Consider the following 25,634-nt stretch of genomic DNA (forward strand, 5'->3'; position numbering starts at 1 on the left):
ACAAACCATCCAGCATCGGCGCTTGCAGCACCGCAAGCTCGCCGCATAACATCAACCCAAAGACGAGGCCGATACTCCGCTAATCCAAGACCCAAACTGCGCCAAATGATCTGACGACGGACAGGCAAAACGACCGGAAACACGCAGAGAAAGACAAGAAGGAAAACCCCGCACGCCGCAAGCAGGTCGCTCCATTGCCATGCCTGGTCCGGAATGCTTTCCGGAACGGCCCTGAGGCGGAAGCGGATGCGTTCCAGTTCGGCTTCCGTGAGCGCGCCACGGACTACCGGCGGCAACTGATCCGCGACAAGCGCACGTCCGAGAACCGGATCATTCTCTTTGCGGATCGCGGCGAGTGCCGAGGCGGCGATTCGTCGCTCCCCCTGGACCCCCATCACGTACATGACGGCATCAATTATCCCCCATGCGAGATTGCAACCCAAGGCGCCGATCAGCACGGTGCGGACATCCTCCCGTCCCGCTTCGGTGGCGGCAATGGAGAGGGTGAAGGTCAGCACCATAATCAGCGCGAACAGGATTTCACTGGCGCGATCCAGCGGGTCGAGGATTCGGCTGCGCACCGTCTTCTCGGCTGCGGCGCCGGCGGCTGTTCTGTATGACGCATCGCTCGTCATGCGGCGGGTGGCCAAAGAAAAAGCGTCATCGCGAAGACGGGGTAGACCATCGGCATCATGGCGCCGGCGAACCACGCGGAGCGTCCGCCATTCGTCATCGGCACAGCAGCCAGCGTGTGTAATTATGTCGGCACTCGCGGGACATCTCCCATAAGCCCTCAATTTTGGGACAAAGGAGATGTTCATGATCAAGGATCAGCGCGAGGTCGCGCGCAAGCTTCGCATTCTTCAACATGCGGACCAGACGGGCGACGTTTCCAAGACCTGTCAATATATTGGCATTGGCCGCAGCGGCTTCTACTGTTGGCAAGTGGCCCACCGAAGGCATGGTGCAGCTGGTCTTGTGAATCGGCTGCCGATTCCGAATTGGCATGCCAATCGGACGCCGGTCGAGATCGAGGAGAAGGCCCTTCATCTTCGAAGCCAATACTATCTGGGTCCGACGCGGATTGCCTGGTATCTGGCGCGCCGGTCAGAATAGAACTGCGAACACCTATATCATTGAAGTAAATAGATGATTTCCGCCCCATTCTCTACCCGGCTCTATTTCTTCAAGCGTGTCGAGTGTCTAAAATGGGGCCGGTAGCGGACCGTCTGCTTTTACTGATGAAATTGTCGAAAGCGGCCATGTCGTATCCGCGCGTTCCGGTAGAGCTTTTGGGTCAGGTAGGGCGTGGGCAGGCGGGATCGATCAGACCTTCGGCTGCCAATTCATCCCATAGCTGGCTGGTAATATGCTCGTCGAAATAGTCGACATTGGCGGCGACCTCGGAGGCCTTGGCGCCTCCGGGGACAATCGAAACCACCGATGGATGGGCCAGCGGGAATTGCAGGGCGGCAGCTTGCAGTGAGACACCGTGGCGTTTGCAGATGGCCATGATGCGCGCAGTCTTGTCCTGAATATCCTCAGTTGCCGGCGCATAGTGGTAGCGCGCATTGGGTCCTGGACCGGTGGCAAGAATGCCCGAGGCATAGGGCGCGCCCACCACGACCGAAACCTTGTTGTCGAGACAATATTGCAGGCCGGTTTTGGCGGCACTCTGGTCGAGCAGTGTATAGGCCATCGCCACGATACAGAAATCGAGAGGAACGCGTGGGGCGATAGTCTCAAGAGCATTTGTTGAATTAAGGCCCATGCCGACGGCCTTGATATGGCCCCAGCGCTTCAGCTCTTCCAATGCCCGAATACCGCTACGTGACAGGTCATCCAGATTGGGTCCGCCCTCGAAAACACCGGCCTCGGGATCGTGGATCAGCAGGGCGTCGACCGTATCAAGACCAAGCCGGAAAAGGCTTTGCTCGTAGGAGCGCATGATGCCGTCATAGGAATAATCCCAGTAGAACTCCATGCCGAGACCACCGCTCCACGGCTCGCGCTTGAACGTCGCCGGATCATTGGGACGGCGGAAGCACCGACCGACTTTGGTGGTGACAACGAAGCTCTTCCTGTCTTCGTCGATCAGGAAGCCGCCAAGGCGGTGTTCACTGAGGCCGCGGCCATAAAAGGGCGCTACGTCGAAATAGCGGATGCCCTTGTCCCAGGCGGTTTTAAGAACATCGTAGGCGCCTTCGCGCGAAACGCGTTCGAACATGCCGCCCAGATGGGCCGCACCAAATCCGAGTGTGGGAAGCGACAGGCTGGTCTCGCCGACCTGACGCCATTCATTGATTTTGATGGACATTGATGTCATCTCGCGCCGTCAGAGCGTCATCTTTTCAAGAGCGTCGAGAGTGAAACCATGGCCAAAGCCCGGTTCTTCACTCACCACTACGGTGCCGTTCCTAGGCACGGCCATGCCGGGATAGCCGTGGGTCTTTTCCAGCGGCACCCCGGGGGCACCCCCAACAAAGAACTCACCCCAGCGCGAAGAGGTGGACGCAATATTAAAGTGCTGGCCATAGGGCGTGTTCATGCCCGCGTGAAGGATCACTTCCAGACCGGACGCCTCGGCAATGCCAGCGATTTTCTGCGCTGCGGTGAAGCCGCCCACCCAGTGAATGTCCGGCTGGAAAATATCAGCCAGCCGTTCCTGCGCGGCGTTGAAGAATGCATAGGGCGTGTACCAGTGTTCCCCGGTGGAAATGGTCTGCCAGGGCAGGCGCGCGCGAAGAGCCCGGTGAGAGGCCTGGTCTTCTGGGATGAGACAGTCTTCCATCCATTTCAGATTATAAGGCTGAAGGCGGTGGGCGAGCCGCACAGCAAATTCAACGTCGAAGGCCATCCAGCAATCAAGCATCAGCTCGACATGCGGCCCGATGAGTTCGCGGGCGCGGGCGACGAATTCCTCGTTCTGATCGAGAGCCTGGAGGCCATCTGCCGCGCCATAAGGGCAGGCTAGCTTAGTGCCGGTAAAGCCCAATTCCATGTGCCAATCGGTATCATTGCCGGTGGCATAGCAAACCTGCTCGTCGCGGACGGGGCCGCCCGCCAGTTCATAGACCGGCATCTTCAGCACCTTGCCCTTAAGGTCCCACAGCGCCAGGTCGATGCCGCTGATAGCATAAGAGGCAAGGCCCGCCGAAGAATAGGGCGATGTGATCCGCATCATCATGTCCCAGAGCTTGCCGGTCGCCATCGCATTTTCATCCAGCAAGAGCGGCGCGAGATGGTCGTTGATCAGCGAGATAACGGGCTGGCCATAGCCGGTGGTGCCAAAACCCCAGGACCCGTCATCGGCGGTGACAAGCACGCCGACAGCCGGGAAATTCCCCAGCCAGGATCCGCGCCAGCGACGATATTTCGGATAGCGCGACATCGGGTTGGCGACTTCATCATTCATCGTCCAGGGCTTGCGGCGCGCTTCGCCGCGCTCGACGGCCTCTTCATAGGTGCCCGCCGCGATGGGATTGTTGATGGCGAAAGCCTTGATGCTCTTGATCTTCATTTCGGTTCTATTGGTTGTTGGCCCGGTCACAGCACTGCGGCGCCGGGAATGCGATAAGTCTCAATGGCATTGAGACGAAAGAGGTTGTCACGCTCGTCGGTGGAGAGGTCTTCGGTCAGGGTATCGAAGGCGCGCCAGATAGTGGTGAACCTGGAATGCACCTTGTCGACCGGGAAGTTGGACGCAAACATCGTGCGGCGCGTCCCGAAGGCCTCAAGGATATCGAATACGATTGGCGCGATGCCCTGTACTGTCCAGCCGGGGTCGAACATGCCCAGGCCGCTGATCTTGATTTTCACATTGTCCCGCGACGCCAGCTTGCGCAGGCCCGTGCGCCACTGGCTCCAGCCTGTTCTGGTCGTTTGATTCCAGAGCCCGGCATGGTTGATCACAAACATGGTCTCGGGTGATGCCGCTGCAAGGGCGGCGGCGCGCTCCATCTGTGCCGGCCAAAGCTGCAGGTCAAAGCTCAGTTCCTGCTGGCCGAGGGTCCGCAGGCCTTGCAGGAAGGCCCGATCATCTTCAAGGCCAAGGCTCTGATTGGCGGCAGGGCCATTAATGATCTGCCGAATGCCGCGCAGAACGGGGACACTGCCCAGCAGGTCAAGTTTTTGGTCGAGATCGCTGGCGCGCAGATCGGCGTTACTGACCAGAACCAGGGGCAGGGCGCCTTTGGCGGCCACGGCCTGGATCATGTGTGCTTCACCCAAGGGACTGGTGGGGAATGCCTCCACATGTACCGCGCCGACCACCTGCACATCGTCATCGCCTTCGGCGAGATATTCGTCGAGCAGATAGTTGCGGCAGATCGAAGGGTCGAGGCCACCGGGGCCCGGGATTTCAAAGTGTGGATAAAGGCCGGTGCGCAAGTCCCATAGATGAACATGCGGGTCCACCACCTTCAACATGGTGGCCCTCCGCGCTGACGAGCCATACCCTGACCGCCGATGCCGTTCATCATTCCTCCGTCATAGTGTTCCAAATGTGGAACAAATCGTTCCATATGGAAACATTGTGCTCTATGAAGGTCAAGCGGCGTATAGAGAGATTTTTTGGGCCAGAACTCGCCCTCTGCGCCGTTTGTACGGGAATTATCTTTATTAATCAGTGTGCTAAAGTTGATCATCCCTAGCTTTGCAGGTGCGACTGCGAATTGCTGTTGACAGAAATACAGAGCTTCGTTCTAATTACGGAACGTATTGTTCCATATTTGGAACGATTTTTTGTCGAGGGAGGGGACATGTCGAGTGTGAGAAGAGCCATTGAGGTGCTCGACCTGCTGGCGCGCAAAGGCGCGCTGGGCGTTCGCGCCGTGGCGACACATCTCGACCTGCCTGTCGGCTCGGTTCACCGCCTGTTGCAGGACCTTGCAGAAGAGAATGTGGTCGAACGCAATGAGGAGGGCAATTGGCGACTGTCCTACCGCCTGTTGCAGATCACCGAATTGCAGCTCGACAATATTCAGCTGCCGCGACTTGCGCGCCCCTTCTGCGAAACCATTGCCGAAACCACCCGGGAAACGGTGAATGTGAACGTGCTGAGCGGGCCATATTGTGTCTGTATTGACAAGGTGCGCGGCACCGAGGGCATGCAGCTCGACTTCCGTATCGGCACACGCAGCCCGCTGCATTGCGGCGGCAGTGCCAAGGCGATTCTGGCGTTTCAGCCGGACTCGGTGATTGATCGCGTCGTCGGTGAAAAACTGACTGGCTATACGCCCAAAACGATTACAGCCCCGGACGAGCTGAAGGCCGAACTCGGTCGCGTTCGCGGGCGTGGATACTCAATCGACGACGAAGAGCTGGTGATGGGTATCTGGTGCGTGGGCATGCCCATTTTTGACCGGACTGGCAAGGCGGTCGGTGCGATCAGCATAACAGGTCCGACACACAAGGCCGTGGGGCCGGATGTGCAGCCGCTGGTGGACATGCTGGCCAATGCCTGCAGCCAGGTCAGCCGCACACTGGGCTATGTCGGCGCCTGGCCGCCGATGCGGCCGGAAAGCATATAGGTGGAGGCGATGATGCGCTCGGCATGGGTGATGCATCTCAAACCTGGTGAAGAGGCCAATTACAAACGCAAGCATGACGAGATATGGCCGGAAATGATCGACCTGCTGAAAGCGCAGGGCATCAGCAATTACTCGATCTACCGGCACGGCCTGCTGCTTTTCGCTCATTTCGAGCGTGACGAGAGTTTTCCTGCCGATGCTGGTTCGCCCGAAGTGGCGCAGCGGTGGCAGGACTGGATGGGCGACCATATGGAGACCAATCCGGACGGTTCAATCCGTGCGGATGTGGTGGAGGAAGTATTTCGGCTGGACTAATTCGCATCGATAGGTCCGGTTTCTTCCCGGCCTAGGCCTTCAAGCAAGATTACAAGCAACTCAGACAGCGTCTGGACCGCAAGGTTCTGGACCGGGATTTTTCACATTGAATTTCTATGATTTCGAGGATCGCGTTGCCATCGTCACGGGCGGAGGACAGGGCATCGGGCTCAGCACCGCGCAGCGGATTCTCGCTGGTGGCGGCAAGGTCAGCGTCTGGGATGTCGATCAGAAGCTGCTCGATGCTCTGACAGAAAGCGCACCGAAAGACCGCGTTCTGCCTCTGCGCGTCGATATTTCCGATCAGGCGGCCGTTGAAGCCGCGACCAGGGAAGTGGTCGACATTTTTGGCGGCATTGACGTTTTGATCAATAACGCAGCCATTGTCGGGCCCAATGCGCCGACCTGGGAATACCCGGTGGCCGATTTCGAAAATGTCGTGCGCATCGGCCTGATCGGAACCTTCCTCGTCAGCCGGGCCGTCGTGCCGCATATGATCGAGCGCAATTACGGCCGCATCGTCAATCTGGGCTCGGTGGCTGGTAAAGAGGGCAATCCGAACGCTCCGGCCTATTCGTCCACCAAGGCAGCGGTGCTGGCGCTCACCAAATCACTCGGCAAGGAACTGGCGGGCCGCAATATCGCGGTCAACGCCGTCACCCCGGCTGTGGCAAAGACCACCATGGCCTTGAGCCAGGCGCCGGAATTTCTGGCGATGATCCTGGCCAAAATTCCACGCGGGCGCATGCTCGAACTCGATGAAGCCGCAGCCATGATCTGCTGGCTGGCTTCCGAGGAAAATTCTTTCACCACCGGCGCAGTCTTCGACCTGTCTGGTGGCCGGGCGACCTATTGAGCCCGGAGAAACATGGCGCTCGCGCGCCATAAGGGAACGACTTCAAGGAGGAGTATAATGAACACTATTGTAAAGATTGCGGGAGCGCTGGCCATTGCCACTGCTCTGTCCGCACCGGGCATAGCCCAGGAACGTCTGGTGAGTGGCGGTCTGTCCACGACCGGTACTTACATGGACTATATGCGCACGGTTTATGCCCGCGCTGCCGGTTCGGACCTGATCCAGCTGCCGCTGACCAGCTTCGACAATAATTACGAGCTGACCGCGCTGGGCGCTGAAAGCTGGGAACAGTCGGAGGATGGCCTGACCTGGACCTTCAAGCTGCGCGACGGCCTGGTCTGGAGCGACGGCACTCCGCTGACGGCCAATGATTACATCCTCTCGATCCAGCAGGCCGCATCGGCCGGTTATGACTTTGCCTGGTATTGGGATTTTGCCGCCAATATCGTCAACTGGAAGGAAGTCACCGAAGGCTCGAAGGACGCCAGCGAACTTGGTGCCATCGCCCTCGATGACCTGACGATCCAGATCACGACCTCGACTGCCAAGCCCTATCTGCCTAGCGTTGTCAGCCTCTGGTATCCGATTCCGAAGCACATATTCGACACGGTCGGCGTTGACTGGTCGACCAATGTCGACGCCATCGTTACCTCGGGCCCGTTCACGGTTCAGAGCTGGGAAAAGGTCAACAATACCGTCGTGCTCGAAAAGAGTGAAACCTATACCGGCCCATGGCAGGCACAGGTGGATGAAGTCGAGCTGAACTCGGCTCTCGGGGCTCCCGAAGTCGGCCTTCCGGCTTTCCTCGCTGGCGAAGTCGACATGACTAGTCTGAATGCCGGCCAGATTCCCTTCATGCGCGACAGGATGCCCGATGCGATCCGCAGCGAAGCCGTGTTTGCCACAGCTTATATCGCCTTCGACCTTGAGGCCGCGCCTTTTGACAATGTCGATGTTCGTCGCGCGCTCTATTATGCGGTGAACCGTGAAGAGCTGACCTCGACGGTGCTCAAGGACCTTGCGGTTCCTGCCGGTTCGATCCTGCCGCCGGGCTATCCTGGATACAATGCAGAGATGGCCGCAAAGGCCGTGTTCGATCCGGAGAAGGCCAAGGAATTCCTTGCCGCAGCCGGTTATCCGAATGGCGAAGGCTTCCCTGCGGTTGAAATCTGGCTGCGCGAAGAGGGTGGGTCCAGTGCCTTCCTCCCATCGGCTGCCCAGTACCTCCAGGCGCAGTTCCAGGACATTCTGGGCATCGAGATGAACATCAAGATCATGTCGGGCAAGGAGTGGATGGACGGCCTGCTTGGCCGCAAGAACAACCTGTTCCTGGCGCCCTATGGCTATGACTATCTCGATCCGTCCAACTTCTTCGGCATCTTCTACAATGGCGGCCGCCATAGCTATCACGTCGCCGAATATGACCGTCTGGTTGCCGCTGCAGACTCCAACCCCGTCTGGGAAGAGCGTCTGAAGCTTTATGCCGAAGCCGAACAGGTCATGATCGACGAAGGCATGATCGTGCCGCTGACCCATCCGATGCAGATGAGCGTCGTGAGCGATCGTCTGAGCGGTGAAGCTGTGACGCCAAATGCCGAAGGCTTCACGCCGATGAGCCCCGTGCTCTTCGTCAACACCCACATCCAGAAGAACTAGTCGAACACTTGTGCTCCCGGCTGCTGGCCGGGGGCACATTTGAGGAGTTTACCAATGGCGCTGGTCGAGATGAGAGGTCTCAAAGTGCGGTTCCGCCAGCATGATGGCTGGGTAGAGGCCGTGCGCGATTCCAATCTCCAGGTTGAGCCCGGCGAAAGCCTTGGCATCGTCGGAGAGTCGGGGTCGGGTAAGTCGGTCACATGCATGGCGCTAATGCGGCTGCTGCCCTCGACCGCACAGGTTGAAGCGGAGAGCCTGCGCATTGATGGCGTCGATATGCTGGCTGCGGATCGCCGCACCTTGTCGCGTCTGCGCGGCAGTACAGCCGCGATGATTTTCCAGGACCCGATGTCGGCCTTTGATCCGGTTTTCACCATTGGTCAGCAGATCGTCGAGACCATCCGCACGCATCGCCGCGCATCCAAGGCCGAGGCGATGGCCGAAGCGGAAAAGCTGCTTGCCCGCGTCGAAATCAAGAACCCGCGCGATGTTCTGAGCTATTACCCGCACCAGTTGTCCGGCGGCATGCTGCAACGCGCGATGATCGCGCTGGCGCTGTCGTGTCGACCCAAAGTGCTGATTGCCGACGAGCCGACAACCGCGCTCGACGTGACCGTGCAGGCTCAAATTCTCCAGCTGATCAAGAAGTTGCAGGCCGAGTTCGGCATGGCGCTGATCATGATCACGCACGATCTGGGTGTGATCGCCGAAACCGTAGACCGTGTAGCCGTCATGTATGGCGGCCGTGTGCTCGAAACCGGCTCGGTGGAGGACATCTTTGATCGTCCACAGCATGACTATACCAAGTCGCTCTTGGCGAGCCTGCGCGCTGGCGAAAATCGCACCGAGCAGCCCGAGCAGACCTCAGATGAGGCACCTGCGCTCGAGTTGCGCGGGCTTTCAAAAATCTATCCGGTGCGCCGCCGCAAAGGTCTGGCTCGACAGACCAGCGATTTCTACGCGGTGCGCAGGGTGGACCTCGTCCTGCCGCGCAACAAGATCATCGGCCTCGTTGGCGAATCCGGTTCGGGAAAGAGTACGACCGGGATGATGGCCATGCGCCTGCTGGAGCCCAGCAGCGGTCGGGTTCTGGTCAATGGCGTTGATATTACCGAGCTCGATCCATTGGCGCTCAAGGTCCACCGCAAACATATGCAGGTCGTCTTTCAGGACAGCTATTCCGCGCTGAACCCGATGATGACGCTCACGCAGATCATCACCGAGCCGCTCGATATCCACCGCACCATGCCAGCCGCACAACAGAAGCAGCTCGCCGTGCAATGGCTGGAGCGGGTCGGCCTCGATCGCAGCTTTGCCAATCGCTATCCGCACGAGCTTTCCGGCGGCCAACGTCAACGCGTGGCCATTGCCCGCGCGCTTATTCTGGAGCCATCCGTGCTGGTTGCCGACGAGCCAACCTCGGCGCTCGACGTTTCGGTCAAGGCGCAGGTTATCGCGCTGTTGAAGTCGTTGCAGGAACAGATGGGGCTGTCCATGCTGTTTATCAGCCACGATCTTAGTGTCGTGCGCTCCTTCACCGACAGCGTCGTCGTCATGTTGGGCGGCCGCATCGTTGAGCAGGGCCCAACGGCGTCCATATTCGCCAATCCGCGCCACCCTTACACGCGGTCTCTGCTGGATGCGGCGCCGGTCACCAGCCCGCACTTGCGGCGCGAAAGGACCTTCCTGTCCGCTGCCGAGATCGCCAGCGCTGTGCCACGCTTTGTCCTTGCCGATCTGGCGGCGCCTGCCGAGGCCAGTGACATTCCGCAACTGGTCACCATTGCCCCCGGCCATATGGTCGAAGCCGTTGTTCCGGCCTGAGGAGAAGAGATATGTTCAGCTTCATTCTCAAGCGTGTCCTGTCCATCGTCACAACCTTTCTGGTTGTGTCCATTGTCGTCTTTTTGATGATGCATGCCGTTCCCGGCGGCCCTTTCGACGGTAATGAAATGCCCGTCTCCGAAGCGGTCCGGGCTCAGATGATGGAAAAGCTCGGCCTCGATCAGCCGCTTTGGGTTCAATATGTGAACTACATGTCGGGCGTGTTCCGGCTGGATTTCGGTGTCCCATATCAGAACCCCGGCGAGACCGTGATGTCGCTGCTGTCCAAGGCCTGGCCACCAAGCCTGATCCTGGGCGGCCTGGGTGTGCTGATCGGAACGCCACTCGGCATATTGCTGGGCATGGCGGCGGCGCTGAACCGCAATAGCTGGATCGACTATGTCGCGTCGGCGCTGTCGACCATCGGGCTTACCATACCGGTCTTCGTCATTTCGACGCTGCTCATCCTGGTATTTGCCGTCTGGCTGCAATGGTTGCCCGCCAGTGGTTGGGGCAAGCCGGAGCGCTGGATTTTGCCCATCATCGCTTATTCGGTGATCCCCCTGGCGGTCTATGCGCGCTATACCCGAACCGCTGTTCTCGACACGATGAACCGCCCCTTTGTCACCGCCTTGCGCGCCAAGGGGCTAAGCGAGCGCCGAATTCTGTTCCAACACGTGATGAAGAACTCGGCCATTCCTCTGGTCACCGTCTTCCTGCCCATGTTCATCGGCACGGCCACGGGCTCGATCTTCGTGGAAGCCATGTTCCGCGTGCCGGGTCTCGGTTCCTATTTCGTGTCCAGCATTCAGAACCGCGATTATCCGATGGAAATGGCCCTGGTGCTGCTGCTGACGGTCGCCATCTGTCTGGCCTATCTCATCTCCGACATCGTCTATGCCCTGATCAACCCACGCATTCGCCTGGGAGACGAGGAATAATGTCTAGCCCAAACACCAGTGTTGCGTCCGCGCCCGAGTTCAAACCTCGTAGCCCCGCTTATTTCGCCTGGCATCGCTTCATCGCCAACAAGGCCGCCGTTGCCGGTGGTATTGTGCTGGCCCTGCTGATCCTGGCGGCGACCTTCGCCCCGCTCTTCACCAAGACCGCGCCGACTGCACAGGCGTTTCTCACCAGTTCACTCGCTTTTCCCTCGGGCGAGTTCTGGTTTGGCGTCGATGAGCTGGGGCGAGACCTGTTTACCCGCGTGATCTATGGCGCGCGCGTATCGCTAACCATCGGCTTTGCTGCCGCCACGGTCAGCATGCTGATTGGTATTCCGCTGGGCGCTTTGGCCGGTTTTTATGGTGGCAAGCTCGACTGGTTCGTCATGCGCGTCATCGAGCTGTTCTCGGTGGTTCCGCCGCTTCTGGGCGCGATGCTGCTGGGGGCACTGACCGGCGGGGGCTTTGTCACCATCATTGTCATCGCCGCTCTGTTCGGCTGGCCGGGCTTCTGTCTTCTGGTGCGCGCACAAGTGCGGGCCTTCCGTGAAAAGGATTTTGTGCGCGCTTCCCGTGCTCTCGGCGCTTCGCCGCTTTACATCATCCGGCGGCATTTGATCCCCAACGCGATCTCGCCGATCATTGTCGCCTATGCCATGGCAATCCCCGGCGCTATGATGCTCGAAGCAAGCCTGAGCTTCCTTGGCATTGGCGTGCCGCCACCGACGCCGAGCTGGGGCCAGATGATCAATGCCGGCATGAATTTCATTTTCTTCTATTGGCACATGGCATTGTTCCCCACCGCTTTCCTGGGCATCACCGTTCTGGCGACGACCCTGTTTGGCGACGGCTTGCGTGATGCTCTCGACCCAACGCAGAAAGCCCGCTGAAATGGCCCGCAACCTCTCATCCCTCTTTCTCCTGCGGGACGATGTGACCTTTCTCAACCATGGCTCGTTCGGGGCTTGTCCAGCCCCGGTCTTTGCCACCTATCAGGCTATCCAGCGAGAAATCGAGGATGAGCCGGTGGCGTTTCTGGCGCGCGAGCTTACAGAGCGTATGCATGCGCCGCGCATTGCCCTTGCCGCCGAATTGGGAACGGCGCCGGACAACATTGCCGGCGGTATGAGCAATGTCACTTTCGGGCTCAACACGGTCGCGCGGTCTCTTGACCTGCGTGAGGGCGACGAAGTTCTGACCAGCGATCACGAATATGGTGCCCTGGAAAAAACCTGGGCCTTTGTGGCGCGCAAGACCGGCGCGAAGATTGTGCAGGCCATTGTGCCGATGCCGCTGGTCAGCGAAGAGGCCTTCTACGACACCTTTGTCGCCGCTATGACGCCGCGCACGCGGGTGCTGTATCTCAGCCATATCACCTCTCCGACAGCGCTTTATTTCCCGATCGAGCGGCTGGTTGCCGAGGCCAAGCGGCGGGGCATTCTCACCATCATCGACGGCGCACACGCGCCCGGCCATATTCCGCTTAATCTCGATGCGCTGGATGCCGATTTCTACTCCGGCACCTGCCACAAATGGCTGATGTCGCCCAAAGGCGCGGCCTTCCTTTATGCGCGGCCCAGCCTGCAATCGCTCATCGACCCTCTGGTTGTCAGCCATGGCTGGACAAAGGACTCCAAGGAGCCCGGCGCATTGGGCCTCTTCGGCAATTCGGCCTTTATCGATGAGAACGAGTTCATGGGCACGCGGGATTCATCGGCCTGGCTCGCTCTTCCCAAGCTGCTGGAATTCCGGCGCGAGCATGACTGGAAGAATGTCATGGCTGATTGCTCGGATCTGGCCTGGGAGACGGCGCAGCGGGTCGCCAAGCTAACCGGCCTGCCTTCGCTGGCCTCACGGGCGCACACGGGCCCGCAGATGGTTGCGATGCCGGTGCCAGCGGTCGAAAATCCGCCCGCCTTCCAGCAGAGGCTGATGGATATCTATGGCATCGAAATACCCGTACTGAACTGGGGCCCGCATTCCATCGTGCGCGTCTCCATTCAGGGGTATAACACTGCCGGGCAGGCCGACCTTCTGGTCCGAGCTATCAAGGAGCAATTTGCCCTGTAGGCGACTGGCCGCATCTCCGGTTTTGGCCATGCCTCGACCTGAGCGAACCGGCTGATTTTAGGAAATCGATATGGTGGTCTGAACAGCGGAAATGGGGCGCTCTGCTGCCCGGCGGGTTAAGGAAGCCCCCTGCCCCACAATTCTCCACGCCAGCGCCTTAAGGGGGGCCGCAAGCGGACCGGTAGCTTTTTTGTTTGATCACGCGATATCAGACATTTACAGGCAGTGAGCATCGCGTTTCGGGCAGCTGAGAGGCGCTCCGGGATTGCAGGTGCAGTTCAATCTATTGAGTATTGGTACAGATCTCGCTCGCACTCGCTTAGCAACCAGGAGAGTTCACCGTGGGGCAAGTGCCGTAATGTTGCGATCCGGGGCGCATTGCTTCTATGGCGAACTGAGTGCGGGCGTTTTCCCGCTGACGGGCCAGTTCGCCATAATGGGTCGCCGCATCCCCGGTGCCGGACTGCCCGGCTGCGCCAACTACCAGGCCGTACAGCAACCCCTCCAAAAAATCGGGTTCGGCTGACTTGCTGAGCGCGTCCTGCTGACTGAAATCTCTCCACCTGTCTTCAATCTGGAAGTGTCGTTGCATCTGGCACGCTTCGTTGTTGGTGCTGCGCAGCTGGCATGACAGGTCGGCATACTGTCGCGCCAGCGCTTCGTTGCGCAAGCCAAAACGATCATCCCAGCTCATTAGCGCCACGCTGTAGCAGCTATCCGCGGCCAGATTGTCGGTGCCACATTCACCCTGAAAGGTGCGCTGGGCCGCCTGATTGCGGCTCACACCTGCCGACCCGCCCAGAAACAGAGCCGTGCGCGCAAATTCCGCACAACCAAACTCGTCCGTCTCGTCACATAGGTTTTCGAACATCGACAGCGCCGTGTACCGATCCTGCGGCACGCCGTTGCCATCGGCCAGGGCGAGCGCCTGATAATAGCAGCCATAGATTTCGCCAATTGCACAGGAGCGCACCAGAAACGGGAAGGCACCGACCGGGTCGTTGCGCGCAAGACGATATTCCGCCTGCTGCCAATTGGTGGGAGGACCGATATGTTCGGTTTCCCATCGGCGCATGGCGGCTTCCTCGATGCCGGCGGCTTCAGCCTTGGCATACCACTCTACGGCGACGTCCATGGGACCGCCCGCGCGATATTCCCATTCCGCCAATACGCCGAGCAGAAAATAGGCGTCCGCAATGCCGGCTTGCGCGGCAATATCAAGGTGGATCAGCGCCCAAGGCAGATCGGCGGCAGCGCCTTGCCCAATGGCAAGCATGCGACCTGCCTCATAGGCGGCAGCGGGATAGTCGTGGATAGCGGCACTTTTAAAGTATTCTAGCGCTTGGGCCGGATCGGTAATTCCCGGTTCGCTCAGATAGAGCTGGCCCAGTTCATATTCGGCGGGAGCAAAATCCATCTCGGCGGCGCGCGTGAGATAGGTGATCGCCGCTGACGCGTCGCGCGGCACCACATCACCCAGAAGATAAGCGATGCCGGTGTGATAGCTCGCCTGTGGTTTGACCATGTCCGGGTGATCAGCAGAGCGCTTGTAGAGGGTAAACGCCAATGCCCGGTCCTGAGATACGCCCTGGCCAGTATAGTAGAGCAGGCCCAGATTGTTCATGCCATTTGGATCGTCGGCGTCAGTCAGTTGCTGAAAGATCCGGGCAGCAGTCGTCACATCGCCGCGGGTCAAGGCAGCCTTGCCTGCCTCGTTCAAAGCCTGGGCATCGTCCTGCGCCAACGCGGGCAGGGCCGCTGGCATGAGCATGAGTGCAATTATGAGAGCCAGGATCTGGCGCATCAGTGTGTTCCTGCTGATAGCACCCGAAGAGGTGTCGAGGCCGGCGGGTGGCTTGATCGATCCGTAATTACTACTGTCCCCGGATGGCCTCGGTCAGCAACTCGCTAAGGCCGGTCCCGCATTGACCACCCCTGACCGGGAAGATGACACGGCGCAGTAGTTCGACACCGGGTTTTTCCTCGTCCTGCTCGAAGGTGATGGCCACCGTACGGCTATAGAGTTGCGAATAGTAACGGGCGCGGGCTTCGAGCAGGATATCTGCATGCAGGATACAGAGTTCCATGGCCGCCCGATCCAGTTCAGACGGCGAGATTTCGGCAAGCCCAGTGCCGACGGCATAGGTCAGGGACAGTTCGCCCGGCGTCGGGCCGGGCTCGGCCCAACGCAGCGTCGCCTTGATATCGGCACTCAGGTCCGGCGATAGATTGTCCAGCCCGACGCCCAGCGGCCGGGGCGTGCACGGGGCATTGTCGGCAATGTCGAAGACCATCTCGTGAAAGCGTGTCATCGTCATGTTGGCCGGCAGGTCTTCATCGCGTTGGGACGGGGTGAAGTCCCAGCGGATACGAACGGCGCTGACGTCCTGCTCTTGCAAAGCTTCTGCGCTGTTTGCGACGAGATTACCGCAAAGCGGCTGGACCATTCGGGCATAATCGTCCGAGGGCACCTCGCCATAGGGCTCGGGGTCAAAATTGGGCACGGCGCGGACCACCACTGTCTTGAGGCCATCGGGGTCCGCCTCAATCAGATATTCATTGATCGTCAGCGAGGTCCCATTGCCCAAGATTATGTTCTCGTCCTGCGCCATGGCCGTAGTGGCGCTGGTCAGCAGCAACAGGGCCACAAAGCAGCGCAGCGCGATTGAAACGGTCGATGTCAGATTGGCCTTGAACACAGAGCAGTTCCCCGGGAGCTGGAATTGGGCGCCGGATAATCCAGCCCACTGCCGCATAATCTAGGTTGGTTACGCTCATTCAGGCTCTCCCCTGTTCGGGGGATGGCGAGTCAGGCCGTGGGCTTAATACCATTGTCCAGGAATGGATTTGGGTGGGGCGATATCACAATGCAGCATTTCATCTGGCGCGGGGTTTCGACGACCATTCTGGCGGCTTGGCTGGTGTTCGGCGGGCTCGCGTCGTCGGCCATGGCCGCTAGCGTATCATTCGAAGCGCTGCATTATTCGGCTGATCGCTTCGTGCCGCAGTTCCATTTTGAAGGCCCCGTGACCGAGGGAGATGCTACCGCTCTGGCGGCCCTGATCGACGAATTCGTCGAGTGTACGCCCGACCTGCTGGACATTACGGGCAGCAATTGTGCGGTGGTGACGCTCAACAGCCCGGGCGGCGACTACATCGAAGGACTTCGGCTGGCCGCGTTGATGCGCGAGCGGGCGATTGCCACCGTCGTTGAAGCCAATGCCGAATGCTATTCGGCCTGCGCCTTCGCGTTTCTGGGCGGCACGGGTTATGCCCGCCAGGAGGGCATCGGCGCTTATATCGACCGGATGATCGAACCTGGCGGCATACTGGGCTTCCATGCGCCTTACTTTGCCTCGGAGGCGCTGGATGGGCTGGTGGCGCAATTCGGTATGGACGATGTGCTGGGAGCCAGTCGCGACGACGTGGCGCTGATGATTCAGCAGCTGGTCGACTGGAACGTCAATGCCAACGCGCTGAGCTACATCGCCAGCATGGGGCCAACAGAGACCTACGACATTGTCGAAGGTGAGGACTACGCCATGCTGTGGGCACAGCTGCCGCCCGCGCCGTTGTACTATTGGAACAGCAATACCGCAGACGCGCTGCGTAATGCCTGCATCAATCTGCTCGCCTATCATCTGGAAAGCTGGCCATCAGAAGTGGCCGCGCAGGTGGCGCTGGATCCTGAGACAGCACTGGCCAACAATGAGCAGGGTCAGCCGCTCAGCGGCTTTCGCCTGACGGCGGACAATCCGCTGGCGGCAAGCTATTGCGCACTGCCCAATGAACAGTTTGACCTGAACGGCGACGTTGATCTGGCGCTTTATACGGCCCCCGGTGTCTCCGGGGGGGCGCGGCCGCTTGTCTCGCTGTTCAGCCGCAGCGAGGGCTGGTCCACCATGGGCACGGGCGGCGATCCTACGCGCCGGCACATGCAGAAGGGTAGTCTGAGCCAGCTGTTCGTGCCGATCAGGGGGGTGGTCGAGAGCGATTTCGTCAAATTCATGGACTATCTGCCGCTGCGCAAGTTTGCCCGGTTCAACGCGATCAGCATGATCGATGATACGGTCGAGTTTGCCGTTTCCGAGCTGCCCATGTCCCTGCTTGGTGAGAATACGAAAGTTCAGGTGATGCACTATGGTCAGCAGCAGGTGATTGCGGAAGCGGGCAGCGAACTGCTTTACGCCACGGCAAGGCAGGCGCACGCAAACCGTAACGACGTCGACATCACCCTGAACGTCGACTACGAAAATGGCTTTGCGGTGGGGGGCTATTATTTCTCGGGCCGGCCCTATCTCTGGGTGGGCCTGAAGGGTGAGAATGGCGCCGCTGCCGTGCTGCGTATCGAGACTCTGAAGATGCCGCAGGACATGAATGCCGCGTTGATCGAGCAGGAAGATATTGCCTGCAGCTTCACGCTACAGGGTCATGGATTGGACTGCTCATGAGACGGGGAAATGCGATGAACGTTGCAACCGAATGCCAATCCTGATGCCGTTATATTTTGCCGTCCAGGCGGTCGTGTTCCTGGTGTGGGCTGTGCTGGCGTTCCGCTTTCTGTTCGCCTTGCGGGCTGATGCGGTCGCGCAGTCTGGCCGAAGTCTGCCCAGCATGGCGACACAGCTGAGCGCGTTTCGCGGTGGGCTCATCGAGCCGCGCTATCGTCGTCATCGCGTCTGGCTCCTGGCGCTGACGGCCTTGCTGTTGGCCTTGTCTGCACTGTCATTTGTGCTCATCAACTGATCACGTCACCAGGGTGTGTTGCCATGCTGCCTCGTTGCTTTAGCCGGTTCTCAGTTGTCGCGCTCGGTTGGGCCATGGGGGCAATTGCCGCGTCGGCGCATCCCCCCGTCATGTCGTGTCCGGCAGAGCAGGCGGTCTACCGCCTGCAAACTGAGGACGGTCCGCTCGAGATCGGGTTCATTCCAGCGACCAATTTTATTTCGGCGGCTTCCGACCTCTATCTCTATCTGACCACCACGCAGCGGACCTATTGGTTCAGCTTTTCGGTGTCGAACGGCTATAGCGGCATGACGCTGCATCCGGTCAGTGACCCTGTGGCCGCCTCAAATGGGGCCAAAGGGGATGGTCCGCGCGAATTGCTGAATGACTATTTTGCCGAGGACGCGGGCGCCGTGGAGGCCGAAATCTGGTCATCGCTGCGATTCTATTCGCTCGATGAAGATCTTACGTTCCTGTTTGAGCCGCCATTGGCAGGGCAGGCGGCGCCTGCCTATGTCATGATGCCGGAGATCGGATTGACGCTCTGGTATGAGCCGCAGGCGCTCACCGAGGATAGCAAGGCGGATCGGGATTCAATTCCGCGCGGCATATTTCAACTGGTGGAATGCCTGGAAGAGCCCCGCGCCAAGGTTCTTCCCTGAAGCTCAGGTGAGGCCAAGCCGATTGGCATGCAGGGCGGCTTCGGCACGGGTTGAAATGCCAAGCTTGCGGTAAATTGCCTTGATATGAGTCGCGATGGTGGTCTCGGCCAGGCCCAGCGCCAGAGCCGCGTCGGCGTTACGCAGTCCCTTGGCGACCAGCGTGAGCACTTCGAGCTCGCGTCCAGTCAGTTTCTCGGTGTCGCCGTCAATCGGTCCGGTACGCTGAAAGTGCTCCATGATACGGCGGGCAATTGTGGGCGACAGCGCGGGCATACCCTGCTGCAGTTGCACCAGCTGTCGCTGGATCAAAGCGCTGGGTTGTCCCTTGAGCAGATACCCTTGGGCACCGGCTGACAGTGCAGCGACAATGTGGGCGTCTTCGCCCAGAACGGTGGTGACCACGCAGATGGTGTCGGGCGCACTCTTGCGGATGCGCCGTATCACATCCAGGCCCGAACCATCTGGCAGCCCCAGATCGATCAAGGCCATGTCCCAGTCCCGCTCATCAACTTTGGCAATTGCGCCGGCGATGGTCTGCGCTGTGCTGATGGATGCTTCGGGGAAAGCCTCCCGGGCGATAGCGGTCAACCACTCGCGCGCCTCGGCGACGTCCTCAACGATGAGCAAGTATTTCAATCTGCACTCCCGCTCTCAGCCAATGGAAAACGGGCATGCAGGTGTGCACCCTGCGTGCCGGTGATCGATAGCGTCCCGCCGTCCCCCAAAATGCGCGAATGGATGTTGTTGAGGCCACGACCCGGTTTCGGGTCGGCTTCATCGAAGCCTTTGCCATTGTCGGACACGCTCAGTTCAATCTCGCCCGATCGCTCGACGATCTCAATGCAGAGTTGCGTGGCATGGGCATGGCGAATGGTGTTGCTGGCGCATTCGCGCACCACTGAGCGCAGCGTGTGGGCCAATCGGGCGCTAACACCCGTTTCGGCGATGCCGGTGAATTGCCAGCTCAACTGCAGCCCTGCCAGGGCGAGGCGATCATTGGTTTCGTATCGCAACTCTGCAAGCACCTCATCAAGCGCCATGCCACTGCCCTGCGCATTGCTGATGATGTCGCGCAAATCCGCAAGGGTTTCACTGACAATGGCATCTTTGCGTTGCAGATCGGGCGTATGGAGAGTGCGCAGGAGTTGCGCGCCAATATTGTCATGCAGATCCCTGGCGATGCGCGTTCGCTCCATACGAACGCCCTGTTCGCGGGCGTCGCCGCTGTCGAGGGCATGCGAGATCAGATCGACCAAATGCTGGGCGCGTTCTACATCGCGGACGGAGAAGAGCCGCCGTCCACCATTGGCAAACTGCAATAAAAGCGGGGGCAGGTTCAGATGTCCGGGAATGAGCAGACCCTGACCGTCGTCGATGAGTGCCGCTTTTGGCACCGGCGCTACAGTCTCAATGGTCAGCGGGTTGAAGTTCTCAATCAGCAGAGCCTGCCATTTTGCACTCTGCCGTTCTGGGCGGCGCTCGAGAGCAATTTCGACAAGCTGGGGGAAGCTTTGTGTGGCGACCGAATGACGGCTGCTCAGGCGCATGCCGATAGCATTGCGAATGGGCAGGTACACCAGTCCCAATACCAGTAAGGCAATGCCAAAGGCAGGGATGCGTTCGACGGCGACGCCATAAATCAGGAAGGCATCCAAGCTGACCAAGAGAATGGCCCCAACCAGATAGGAGCCCAGTCGGAAGGCCCAAATGCCCAGATCAAAGAGGCGATAGCGGGCGACGCCCAAGGCAAGACCCGCGTAGATCAGCAAAATGACGCCAAAAGCTTGGGCTTGCGAGGCCTGGGGCTCCAGACCGATGAGCAGTGGCGCGGCAATCGCAAAGATGAAGACACTGGTGCCGGCGAGGATTGATAGTCCGAACCACCCCAGGGCTGCTCTGGCGACTGGGTCTCGTCGACTGAGGAATAGCTGAACGACGATCAGCGCGCCGATAGCCACGAATTGAATGACGATGAGCACATAGGCGCCAATGCTCTGCGATGGTGCCCATTGCGCGATACTGATGCCTGCTACCACGGCCGTCGCGATCCAGACCGCGATTAGTTGGGCGTTGGAAGCAATGCGCTTGGGGTACACCGCCAGCAGGCAGATGGTGGCAGCGCCGAAGGCAACTGTACCGGCATGGTTCAATCCCGAAAGCACCAGCAGAAGCTCTCCGGGCAGGCTGAGCTCCCGGGTGCCGTAGATCGCGGCCGAAAGTGCTGATGTCATGAGCGCTGCACCCGCGACGGCAAGGTAGAACGGCCCCCATTCCCGCCGTCTTAGGGACCAGACCCATCCGCCCACGGCCAAGCCGGCATAGCCAACAAATGCCTGGAGCCAGAATTCAAAAGGGAGGGACCAGGCGGGTCGAGTGGCGAACGGCGCGAGGGAGATCCGTTTCGCCTCACCGACAGCGGTGGTGATATCAAGCCAGACGCTGGTTTGATCCTGGATATTGGCGAGGGCTGCCTGGCGCGCGCGAAATTCATTGAGCGCCGAGTAGGAACTGAGCGTGTCGGGTTCGTCAACGATGTCGATCGCGGTGACGGTCATGGACCCAGATTCTGGTGAGCCGATGGCGTTTAGACGTGCGCCGGCACTCAGTTCTGGATCGAGATCGGTGCGTTGCACGCGAGCGATGACAATTGATCCGTCGTCGCCCGGCGAAAGGATCACTCCAATCCAGGGTTGATTGACTGCCACATACAGGCCCCCAATAACTGCCAATGTGGACAGCCCCAGAAGCACGACAAGCATGACGAAAGCTGGTGTTCGGATTTTCCTGTGGCCTCCCCTAAGTCCACGAACACTAACGCGTTCCCGGCTCAACCCCACTCCTCTGAACAGGGGATGCCATACAAGCGGCCAGATGCCTAGTTTAACGACAAGGATTTTCGTTGGAATGGGGGAGGTTGCGGTGTCTGCCTATGGTCGCAAATTGCGCAGTCGATCACCGGTGCGGCGCATCGGCCGGATGGTTCTTCTGGCTGGATCAGGAATGGCGCTTGCGGTGTTCCTGCTTTTGCCCAAGACTCAGGCAAGTGAAGCCAGCAATGTTCAGACGATCTTGCAGATTGCCCAGGCGTTTGGCGAAGCCCATCTGGACCGAGACAGCAATGGCGCGCCACGCATCAGCACCGATGTTGATGGTTTCCCCTATACCATGACCTTTTTCGACTGTAGCGAGTCCAACCTTTGTCACAACGCGCAGTTTGTTGCGCATTTCGACGCCATGGCCAATCCGACACACCTCGATGAATGGAACGGTGAACCAGAGGGGCCACGCGCATATTTTGACGCCATGGGAGGCACCAGCCTGGCTCAAACCGTTGAGCTGGTTGATGCCCCAACGCCCATCAACGTGATGGGCATGATCGGTAATTGGGGCAATGCCGTCTTCGACTTCGTCGCGCTCATCGAACCCTAGGAGAGATACCGTGCAACGTCCCAGCTTTTTCGCGGTATTGCTGTTGTGTCTGGCCGCAACCCTTCCGGTTCAGGCGCAGTTTCCGCGCGAGGGGATTGTCGAAATTCCCAATGGGGTATCGGCGCCCTTTGCTGGCAGCTGGGCTGTGGGCTTCCCCGAAGGAGAAGGCATGATCAATGGCGAGCCGCTGGTCAGTTGCGATCAACCGGTGCGACTGCAACCTGCCGGGGAACACGCTCTCAGCTATCTTGCTCCCAATGGCCGCGAAATCCTGTTCGAGCTAACGGCATTCTCAGGGCGCACGACCTGGTTTCCACCCGCAGGGGAGAGTATTATCGCCGTGTGGACGTCGCCGGAGGAATTCTTTAGCTACTCGGTCACGCTGACCAATGGCCGGGCCCGCTGGGATGCCCCGCATGTTTATCGCCGCTGCTAACCAAGCGTTGCCATAACAAGTGTCAGCTGAACGCCACCAATTTGTGTTCGGTCTGCGCTAGCTCGCACTGAGCGCTTACCTCTTTGAAATGGCAGCTTTCAGGACAATCAAGGATGGCGATGAAGGACCGATTTGGGGCGCGTTGCTGACCGGCAGTTACCGACCCCATTTCTGCCGTTCGAACGACCTTTTTAATTTCCCGAAAGCTGTCGGGCCGCTCCTCCCGCCTGAGCGACAGATGAGGGGTGCGGAGCGGAAAGGCAGGTTTTGGAAAGGGCAGGTCGAAAGCTGCCGCTATTGCCTCGAAATCTTGTTCGGCGATTTCCAAAGCATTAACCGCCGCCCAACAGAAGCCTGACGCTAACGCCGGAAATTAGCAGGTCTTCAACGATACGCCGGGTAGCGAGAGGCGCTCTGGGGGGGTCCATGCTTCGCGTTCTACTACTTGCTCTTACCTGCCTTGTCGCCAATTCTGCATTCGCCGCAGACTGGATTGTCGATCGCCTGCGCGGCGAGGCGTTCATCCAGGCCAATGGTCTCTGGATGACGCTGGACGTGGGGATGGCCATCCCCAATGGCGTGCAAGTCAAAACTGGATCCAATGGCAGAGTTGATCTGGTCCGGGGCGCTGAAAAAGTTACGCTCGGGGCGGGTACACAGATCCAAATCCGCGACGCTGGCAGCGAGATGATGACTTCGATCACCCAAACTAGCGGCGAGCTTGTGGCTGACGTCGAGCGCAGAAATGTCCAGCACTTCTCGGTTCAGACGCCGTTCCTGGCCGCTGTGGTCAAGGGCACGAAATTCGTCGTGACGGTTGATAGGAATGGCGCCACGGTCGATGTCGAGCGCGGCGTTGTGCAGGTTCAGGACACGGATCACGGCCTGGTTGCAGACGTTCAGCGCGGGCAGCAAGCGACCGTGACGACCCAGTCCGTTCTCGAGGTGCAAGGCGGTTCCAGCGCTCAAGTATATACGATGGAGGGTGTGCCCGTTTCTGCGAACACCGCCTCCTCTATCAACGGGAACGGTGGCAATAACGGGAACGGTAACGGGAACGGCGGCAATAACGGGAACGGTAAAGGTAAAGGGAACAGCGGCGGGGACTAGAATGACGACTGAGCCCCGAATGGTGACCGTCACGGGGAAGTAGATGCGCTGGTTTCTAACCGGTCTCGCTGTGGCACTTGTAGCGTTGTCGAGCTTCCTCGGCTTCTGGGACGCTGCCGACGCCAGACTTTCTGGCCTTAGGTTTTCCGCTGCGGATCGTGCACCATCCGGCGATTTTGTCTTCGTTGATATCGATGCCCGCAGCCTGTCTGAGGTGGGGGTCTGGCCGTGGCCGCGCTCCGTTCATGCCGACTTGCTGGATCGACTTATGGACCTGGGTGTCTATGAAGTCGCGTTTGATATTGATTTCAGCACGGCGTCGAACGCTGAAAATGACCGCTCCTTCTCCGAGGGCCTCAAAGCTGCCGGCGGCTATGCCTATCTTGCCGCTTTTCGCCAAACGTCAGCGAATGGCGCCATCGTTTTCAACCAGCCACGTGCCGAATTTTCCGAGTTTGCCGACGCAGTTTTTGTCAATGTCGACAGCCCGGAGGCTGGGCTTGTTCGTGCCATCCCGGCTCTTGATGTCGAGACCGGAATACCGTCCATCGCCAAGGCATTTGTTCCGAATTCTGGCGCCGACGAGACCGTCCGTATTGACTATTCGATCAACTTGCAGACCGTACCACGCATCGCGGCCGTCGAAGTACTCAACGGTGCCGTTGACCCAACGGCGATTAATGACAAGCAGGTTATCATTGGCGCGAGCGCCATAGAGCTGCACGACCTTTTTGCCGTTCCCCGCTTTGGCATTATTGCCGGCCCAATGGTTCAGATCGCTGCGGCAGAGACGCTCAAACTTCGGCGCAACCTCAGCGCAACGGGGCCATGGCCGGCCCTCGCAATGCTCGTTCTTGTGGCCATTGCGGTCATTGCGCTCACCAAAGCATGTTTGCCCTGGGTGATTGCAATATTGGCGGCGTCAATCATTGGTGGCGAGATTGCGAGCTGGGCCGCCCTGGCATGGCTCACGCTCGACATTGTCACCATGCCGCTGCATGTCGGCTGCCTGGCCTTGCTCATCAGCCGAGTGTTTCAGGATAGGATCATCCGTGGCCGCCAGCTAAAGGAGCAGCGGGCGCGTACTGCCTATATCGCCAATCACGATGTGCGCACTGGCGCAATGTCGCGAACAGCATGGATCGATGCGCTGGACGCCCAGCACGATACCGGTATCTCGAATTGGGCCATGCTCCTGCAGCTTGAGCGGCTGGAAAACGCTGGGGCCAGCCTGGGTCATGAGGTTGTGGAAGCGGCCGTGGCGATGGTCTATGCGCGACTTACCAGACATGTTCGCGGGTTTGTGGCGCGGATAGACGGCGATAGTTTTGCGGTATCTTGGCGCATGCCGTTGACGCTTGAGGATATCCATCACCTGCTTGATGCGCTTGAGCATCCCTATGAAGTTGGTGCTCATCGGCTGGCCATCAAAGTCCGGTGGGGCATGAGTGATGAGATCACCGCCAACACCGGAGCCAGCGAAGGCCTGCAACAAGCGAGAATGGCGTTGGCGTCGGCCAAGACCAGAGGCCTTCGAGGCAGCAGACATGACAGCAGTCTCGAAGCAGAGCTTCGGCATCGTCAGTTTGTCGATATCGGTCTACGGCAGGCCATCGCAAAAGGCGAGCTGGATATCGCGTTCCAGGCCCAGGTCGATATGCGTAGTCGGCAGGTTGTCGGCGCCGAAGCGCTGCTGCGCTGGACAAGCGGCGAGCTCGGTCGCATTTCCCCAGCCGATTTCATTCCGATGGCTGAGGAGAACGGCTCAATCGTCGCTCTTGGCGCCTGGATATTTGAGGAGTCCTGCCGCCGGGCCGTGCAACTGGGATGGTCCGGAAGTCTATCGATAAACGTATCGCCTGTTCAGTTCCAACACAGTGACGTTGTCGGGATGATCCAGGCCGCGGTCTCGGCCACGGGATTTCCACTGCAGCGGATCGACGTGGAAGTTGTTCCCCGTCAGCGCCCATGGCACAGATTGAGGGTTGAGCTTTAAGGAGTGTTTTGGTCTCGTCGTCTGACGAAGGAACCAAGATGACTGCTAAATCCCCGAGCACCAAAAAGCCTGCCGAGCAG

General features: G+C 59.4%; 24 protein-coding genes and 1 pseudogene. 16 read left to right on the forward strand and 9 right to left on the reverse strand.

Annotated elements, in window-relative coordinates; all coding sequences use genetic code 11:
* Window positions 1-650 (reverse strand): hypothetical protein (locus H0482_RS16050; RefSeq protein WP_193731062.1); only part of this gene is annotated, 650 nt, incomplete at its 3' end.
* Between the two features lie 169 nt (window positions 651-819).
* On the opposite strand from H0482_RS16050, the pseudogene H0482_RS16055 reads away from it, so the two are divergent.
* Window positions 820-1,104: pseudogene (locus H0482_RS16055) on the forward strand (IS481 family transposase); the annotation flags it as partial.
* Between the two features lie 193 nt (window positions 1,105-1,297).
* On the opposite strand, the gene H0482_RS16060 reads toward H0482_RS16055, so the two are convergent.
* The 3 genes from H0482_RS16060 to H0482_RS16070 are packed head-to-tail and all read right to left on the reverse strand — an operon-like array spanning window position 1,298 to window position 4,428.
* Complete coding sequence (locus tag H0482_RS16060) at window positions 1,298-2,317, reverse strand: aldo/keto reductase (RefSeq protein WP_193731064.1); 1,020 nt, start codon at window positions 2,315-2,317, stop codon at window positions 1,298-1,300.
* Between the two features lie 18 nt (window positions 2,318-2,335).
* A complete protein-coding gene (locus tag H0482_RS16065) occupies window positions 2,336-3,520 on the reverse strand; it encodes an enolase C-terminal domain-like protein (protein ID WP_193731065.1) in 1,185 nt (394 codons plus the stop codon).
* 26 nt (window positions 3,521-3,546) lie between these two features.
* A complete protein-coding gene (locus tag H0482_RS16070; RefSeq protein WP_193731066.1) occupies window positions 3,547-4,428 on the reverse strand; it encodes an amidohydrolase family protein in 882 nt (293 codons plus the stop codon).
* 332 nt (window positions 4,429-4,760) lie between these two features.
* On the opposite strand from H0482_RS16070, the gene H0482_RS16075 reads away from it, so the two are divergent.
* The 8 genes from H0482_RS16075 to H0482_RS16110 all read left to right on the forward strand — a co-directional run bounded on the left by H0482_RS16075 (window position 4,761) and on the right by H0482_RS16110 (window position 13,196).
* Window positions 4,761-5,531: an IclR family transcriptional regulator gene (locus tag H0482_RS16075; protein ID WP_193731067.1), complete on the forward strand. Its 771-nt coding sequence runs from the start codon at window positions 4,761-4,763 to the stop codon at window positions 5,529-5,531.
* Between the two features lie 9 nt (window positions 5,532-5,540).
* Window positions 5,541-5,846, forward strand: a complete 306-nt coding sequence (locus H0482_RS16080) for an L-rhamnose mutarotase (protein WP_193731086.1) — start codon at window positions 5,541-5,543, stop codon at window positions 5,844-5,846.
* A 106-nt stretch (window positions 5,847-5,952) separates the two neighbouring features.
* Window positions 5,953-6,702 (forward strand): SDR family NAD(P)-dependent oxidoreductase, encoded by a 750-nt coding sequence (locus tag H0482_RS16085; RefSeq protein ID WP_193731068.1) that lies wholly within the window; start codon window positions 5,953-5,955, stop codon window positions 6,700-6,702.
* 57 nt (window positions 6,703-6,759) lie between these two features.
* Complete coding sequence (locus H0482_RS16090; protein WP_193731069.1) at window positions 6,760-8,358, forward strand: peptide ABC transporter substrate-binding protein; 1,599 nt, start codon at window positions 6,760-6,762, stop codon at window positions 8,356-8,358.
* Window positions 8,359-8,412: 54 nt separating this feature from the next.
* Window positions 8,413-10,182, forward strand: a complete 1,770-nt coding sequence (locus H0482_RS16095) for an ABC transporter ATP-binding protein (RefSeq protein WP_193731070.1) — start codon at window positions 8,413-8,415, stop codon at window positions 10,180-10,182.
* 11 nt (window positions 10,183-10,193) lie between these two features.
* A complete protein-coding gene (locus tag H0482_RS16100) occupies window positions 10,194-11,123 on the forward strand; it encodes an ABC transporter permease (protein WP_193731071.1) in 930 nt (309 codons plus the stop codon).
* A complete protein-coding gene (locus H0482_RS16105) occupies window positions 11,123-12,016 on the forward strand; it encodes an ABC transporter permease (RefSeq protein ID WP_193731072.1) in 894 nt (297 codons plus the stop codon). The genes H0482_RS16100 and H0482_RS16105 overlap by 1 nt, the downstream gene beginning before the upstream one ends.
* A 1-nt stretch (window position 12,017) precedes the next feature.
* Window positions 12,018-13,196, forward strand: coding sequence for an aminotransferase class V-fold PLP-dependent enzyme (locus H0482_RS16110; RefSeq protein WP_193731073.1), 1,179 nt, complete (start codon window positions 12,018-12,020; stop codon window positions 13,194-13,196).
* 319 nt (window positions 13,197-13,515) lie between these two features.
* Here the strand turns inward: H0482_RS16110 and H0482_RS16115 are convergent, their stop codons facing one another.
* Window positions 13,516-15,000 (reverse strand): tetratricopeptide repeat protein, encoded by a 1,485-nt coding sequence (locus H0482_RS16115; RefSeq protein WP_193731074.1) that lies wholly within the window; start codon window positions 14,998-15,000, stop codon window positions 13,516-13,518.
* 70 nt (window positions 15,001-15,070) lie between these two features.
* Complete coding sequence (locus H0482_RS16120) at window positions 15,071-15,895, reverse strand: hypothetical protein (protein WP_193731075.1); 825 nt, start codon at window positions 15,893-15,895, stop codon at window positions 15,071-15,073.
* Window positions 15,896-16,063: 168 nt separating this feature from the next.
* Between H0482_RS16120 and H0482_RS16125 the strand changes: the two genes are divergently transcribed.
* The 3 genes from H0482_RS16125 to H0482_RS16135 all read left to right on the forward strand — a co-directional run bounded on the left by H0482_RS16125 (window position 16,064) and on the right by H0482_RS16135 (window position 18,583).
* Window positions 16,064-17,647: a COG3904 family protein gene (locus H0482_RS16125; RefSeq protein ID WP_193731076.1), complete on the forward strand. Its 1,584-nt coding sequence runs from the start codon at window positions 16,064-16,066 to the stop codon at window positions 17,645-17,647.
* A 31-nt stretch (window positions 17,648-17,678) separates the two neighbouring features.
* The gene (locus tag H0482_RS16130; RefSeq protein ID WP_193731077.1) at window positions 17,679-17,942 is read left to right on the forward strand and encodes a hypothetical protein; all 264 of its coding nucleotides are present in this window, start codon (window positions 17,679-17,681) and stop codon (window positions 17,940-17,942) included.
* 110 nt (window positions 17,943-18,052) lie between these two features.
* Window positions 18,053-18,583 carry a hypothetical protein gene (locus H0482_RS16135; RefSeq protein WP_193731078.1) on the forward strand — a complete coding sequence of 177 codons (531 nt, stop codon included), beginning with the start codon at window positions 18,053-18,055 and terminating at the stop codon, window positions 18,581-18,583.
* A 3-nt stretch (window positions 18,584-18,586) separates the two neighbouring features.
* Here H0482_RS16135 and H0482_RS16140 read toward each other — a convergent pair whose 3' ends face one another.
* Window positions 18,587-19,219: a response regulator gene (locus tag H0482_RS16140; RefSeq protein ID WP_193731079.1), complete on the reverse strand. Its 633-nt coding sequence runs from the start codon at window positions 19,217-19,219 to the stop codon at window positions 18,587-18,589.
* Window positions 19,216-21,414 carry a sensor histidine kinase gene (locus H0482_RS16145; RefSeq protein WP_193731080.1) on the reverse strand — a complete coding sequence of 733 codons (2,199 nt, stop codon included), beginning with the start codon at window positions 21,412-21,414 and terminating at the stop codon, window positions 19,216-19,218. Before H0482_RS16145 ends, H0482_RS16140 begins: the two co-directional genes overlap by 4 nt.
* An 88-nt stretch (window positions 21,415-21,502) precedes the next feature.
* Here H0482_RS16145 and H0482_RS16150 point away from each other — a divergent pair, with 88 nt between their 5' ends.
* Together H0482_RS16150 and H0482_RS16155 are read left to right on the forward strand one after the other, a co-directional pair.
* Window positions 21,503-22,012: a YbjN domain-containing protein gene (locus tag H0482_RS16150; protein ID WP_193731081.1), complete on the forward strand. Its 510-nt coding sequence runs from the start codon at window positions 21,503-21,505 to the stop codon at window positions 22,010-22,012.
* Window positions 22,013-22,022: 10 nt separating this feature from the next.
* Complete coding sequence (locus H0482_RS16155) at window positions 22,023-22,448, forward strand: hypothetical protein (protein WP_193731082.1); 426 nt, start codon at window positions 22,023-22,025, stop codon at window positions 22,446-22,448.
* A 22-nt stretch (window positions 22,449-22,470) separates the two neighbouring features.
* Here H0482_RS16155 and H0482_RS16160 read toward each other — a convergent pair whose 3' ends face one another.
* A complete protein-coding gene (locus tag H0482_RS16160) occupies window positions 22,471-22,776 on the reverse strand; it encodes a hypothetical protein (protein WP_193731083.1) in 306 nt (101 codons plus the stop codon).
* 98 nt (window positions 22,777-22,874) lie between these two features.
* Here H0482_RS16160 and H0482_RS16165 point away from each other — a divergent pair, with 98 nt between their 5' ends.
* A complete protein-coding gene (locus H0482_RS16165; protein ID WP_193731084.1) occupies window positions 22,875-23,558 on the forward strand; it encodes a FecR family protein in 684 nt (227 codons plus the stop codon).
* A 43-nt stretch (window positions 23,559-23,601) separates the two neighbouring features.
* Window positions 23,602-25,554 (forward strand): CHASE2 domain-containing protein, encoded by a 1,953-nt coding sequence (locus tag H0482_RS16170; protein ID WP_193731085.1) that lies wholly within the window; start codon window positions 23,602-23,604, stop codon window positions 25,552-25,554.
* Window positions 25,555-25,634: the final 80 nt, after the last annotated feature.

The sequence above is a fragment of the Devosia faecipullorum genome (genome assembly GCF_015158295.1).
Taxonomy (GTDB): Bacteria; Pseudomonadota; Alphaproteobacteria; order Rhizobiales; family Devosiaceae; genus Devosia; species Devosia faecipullorum.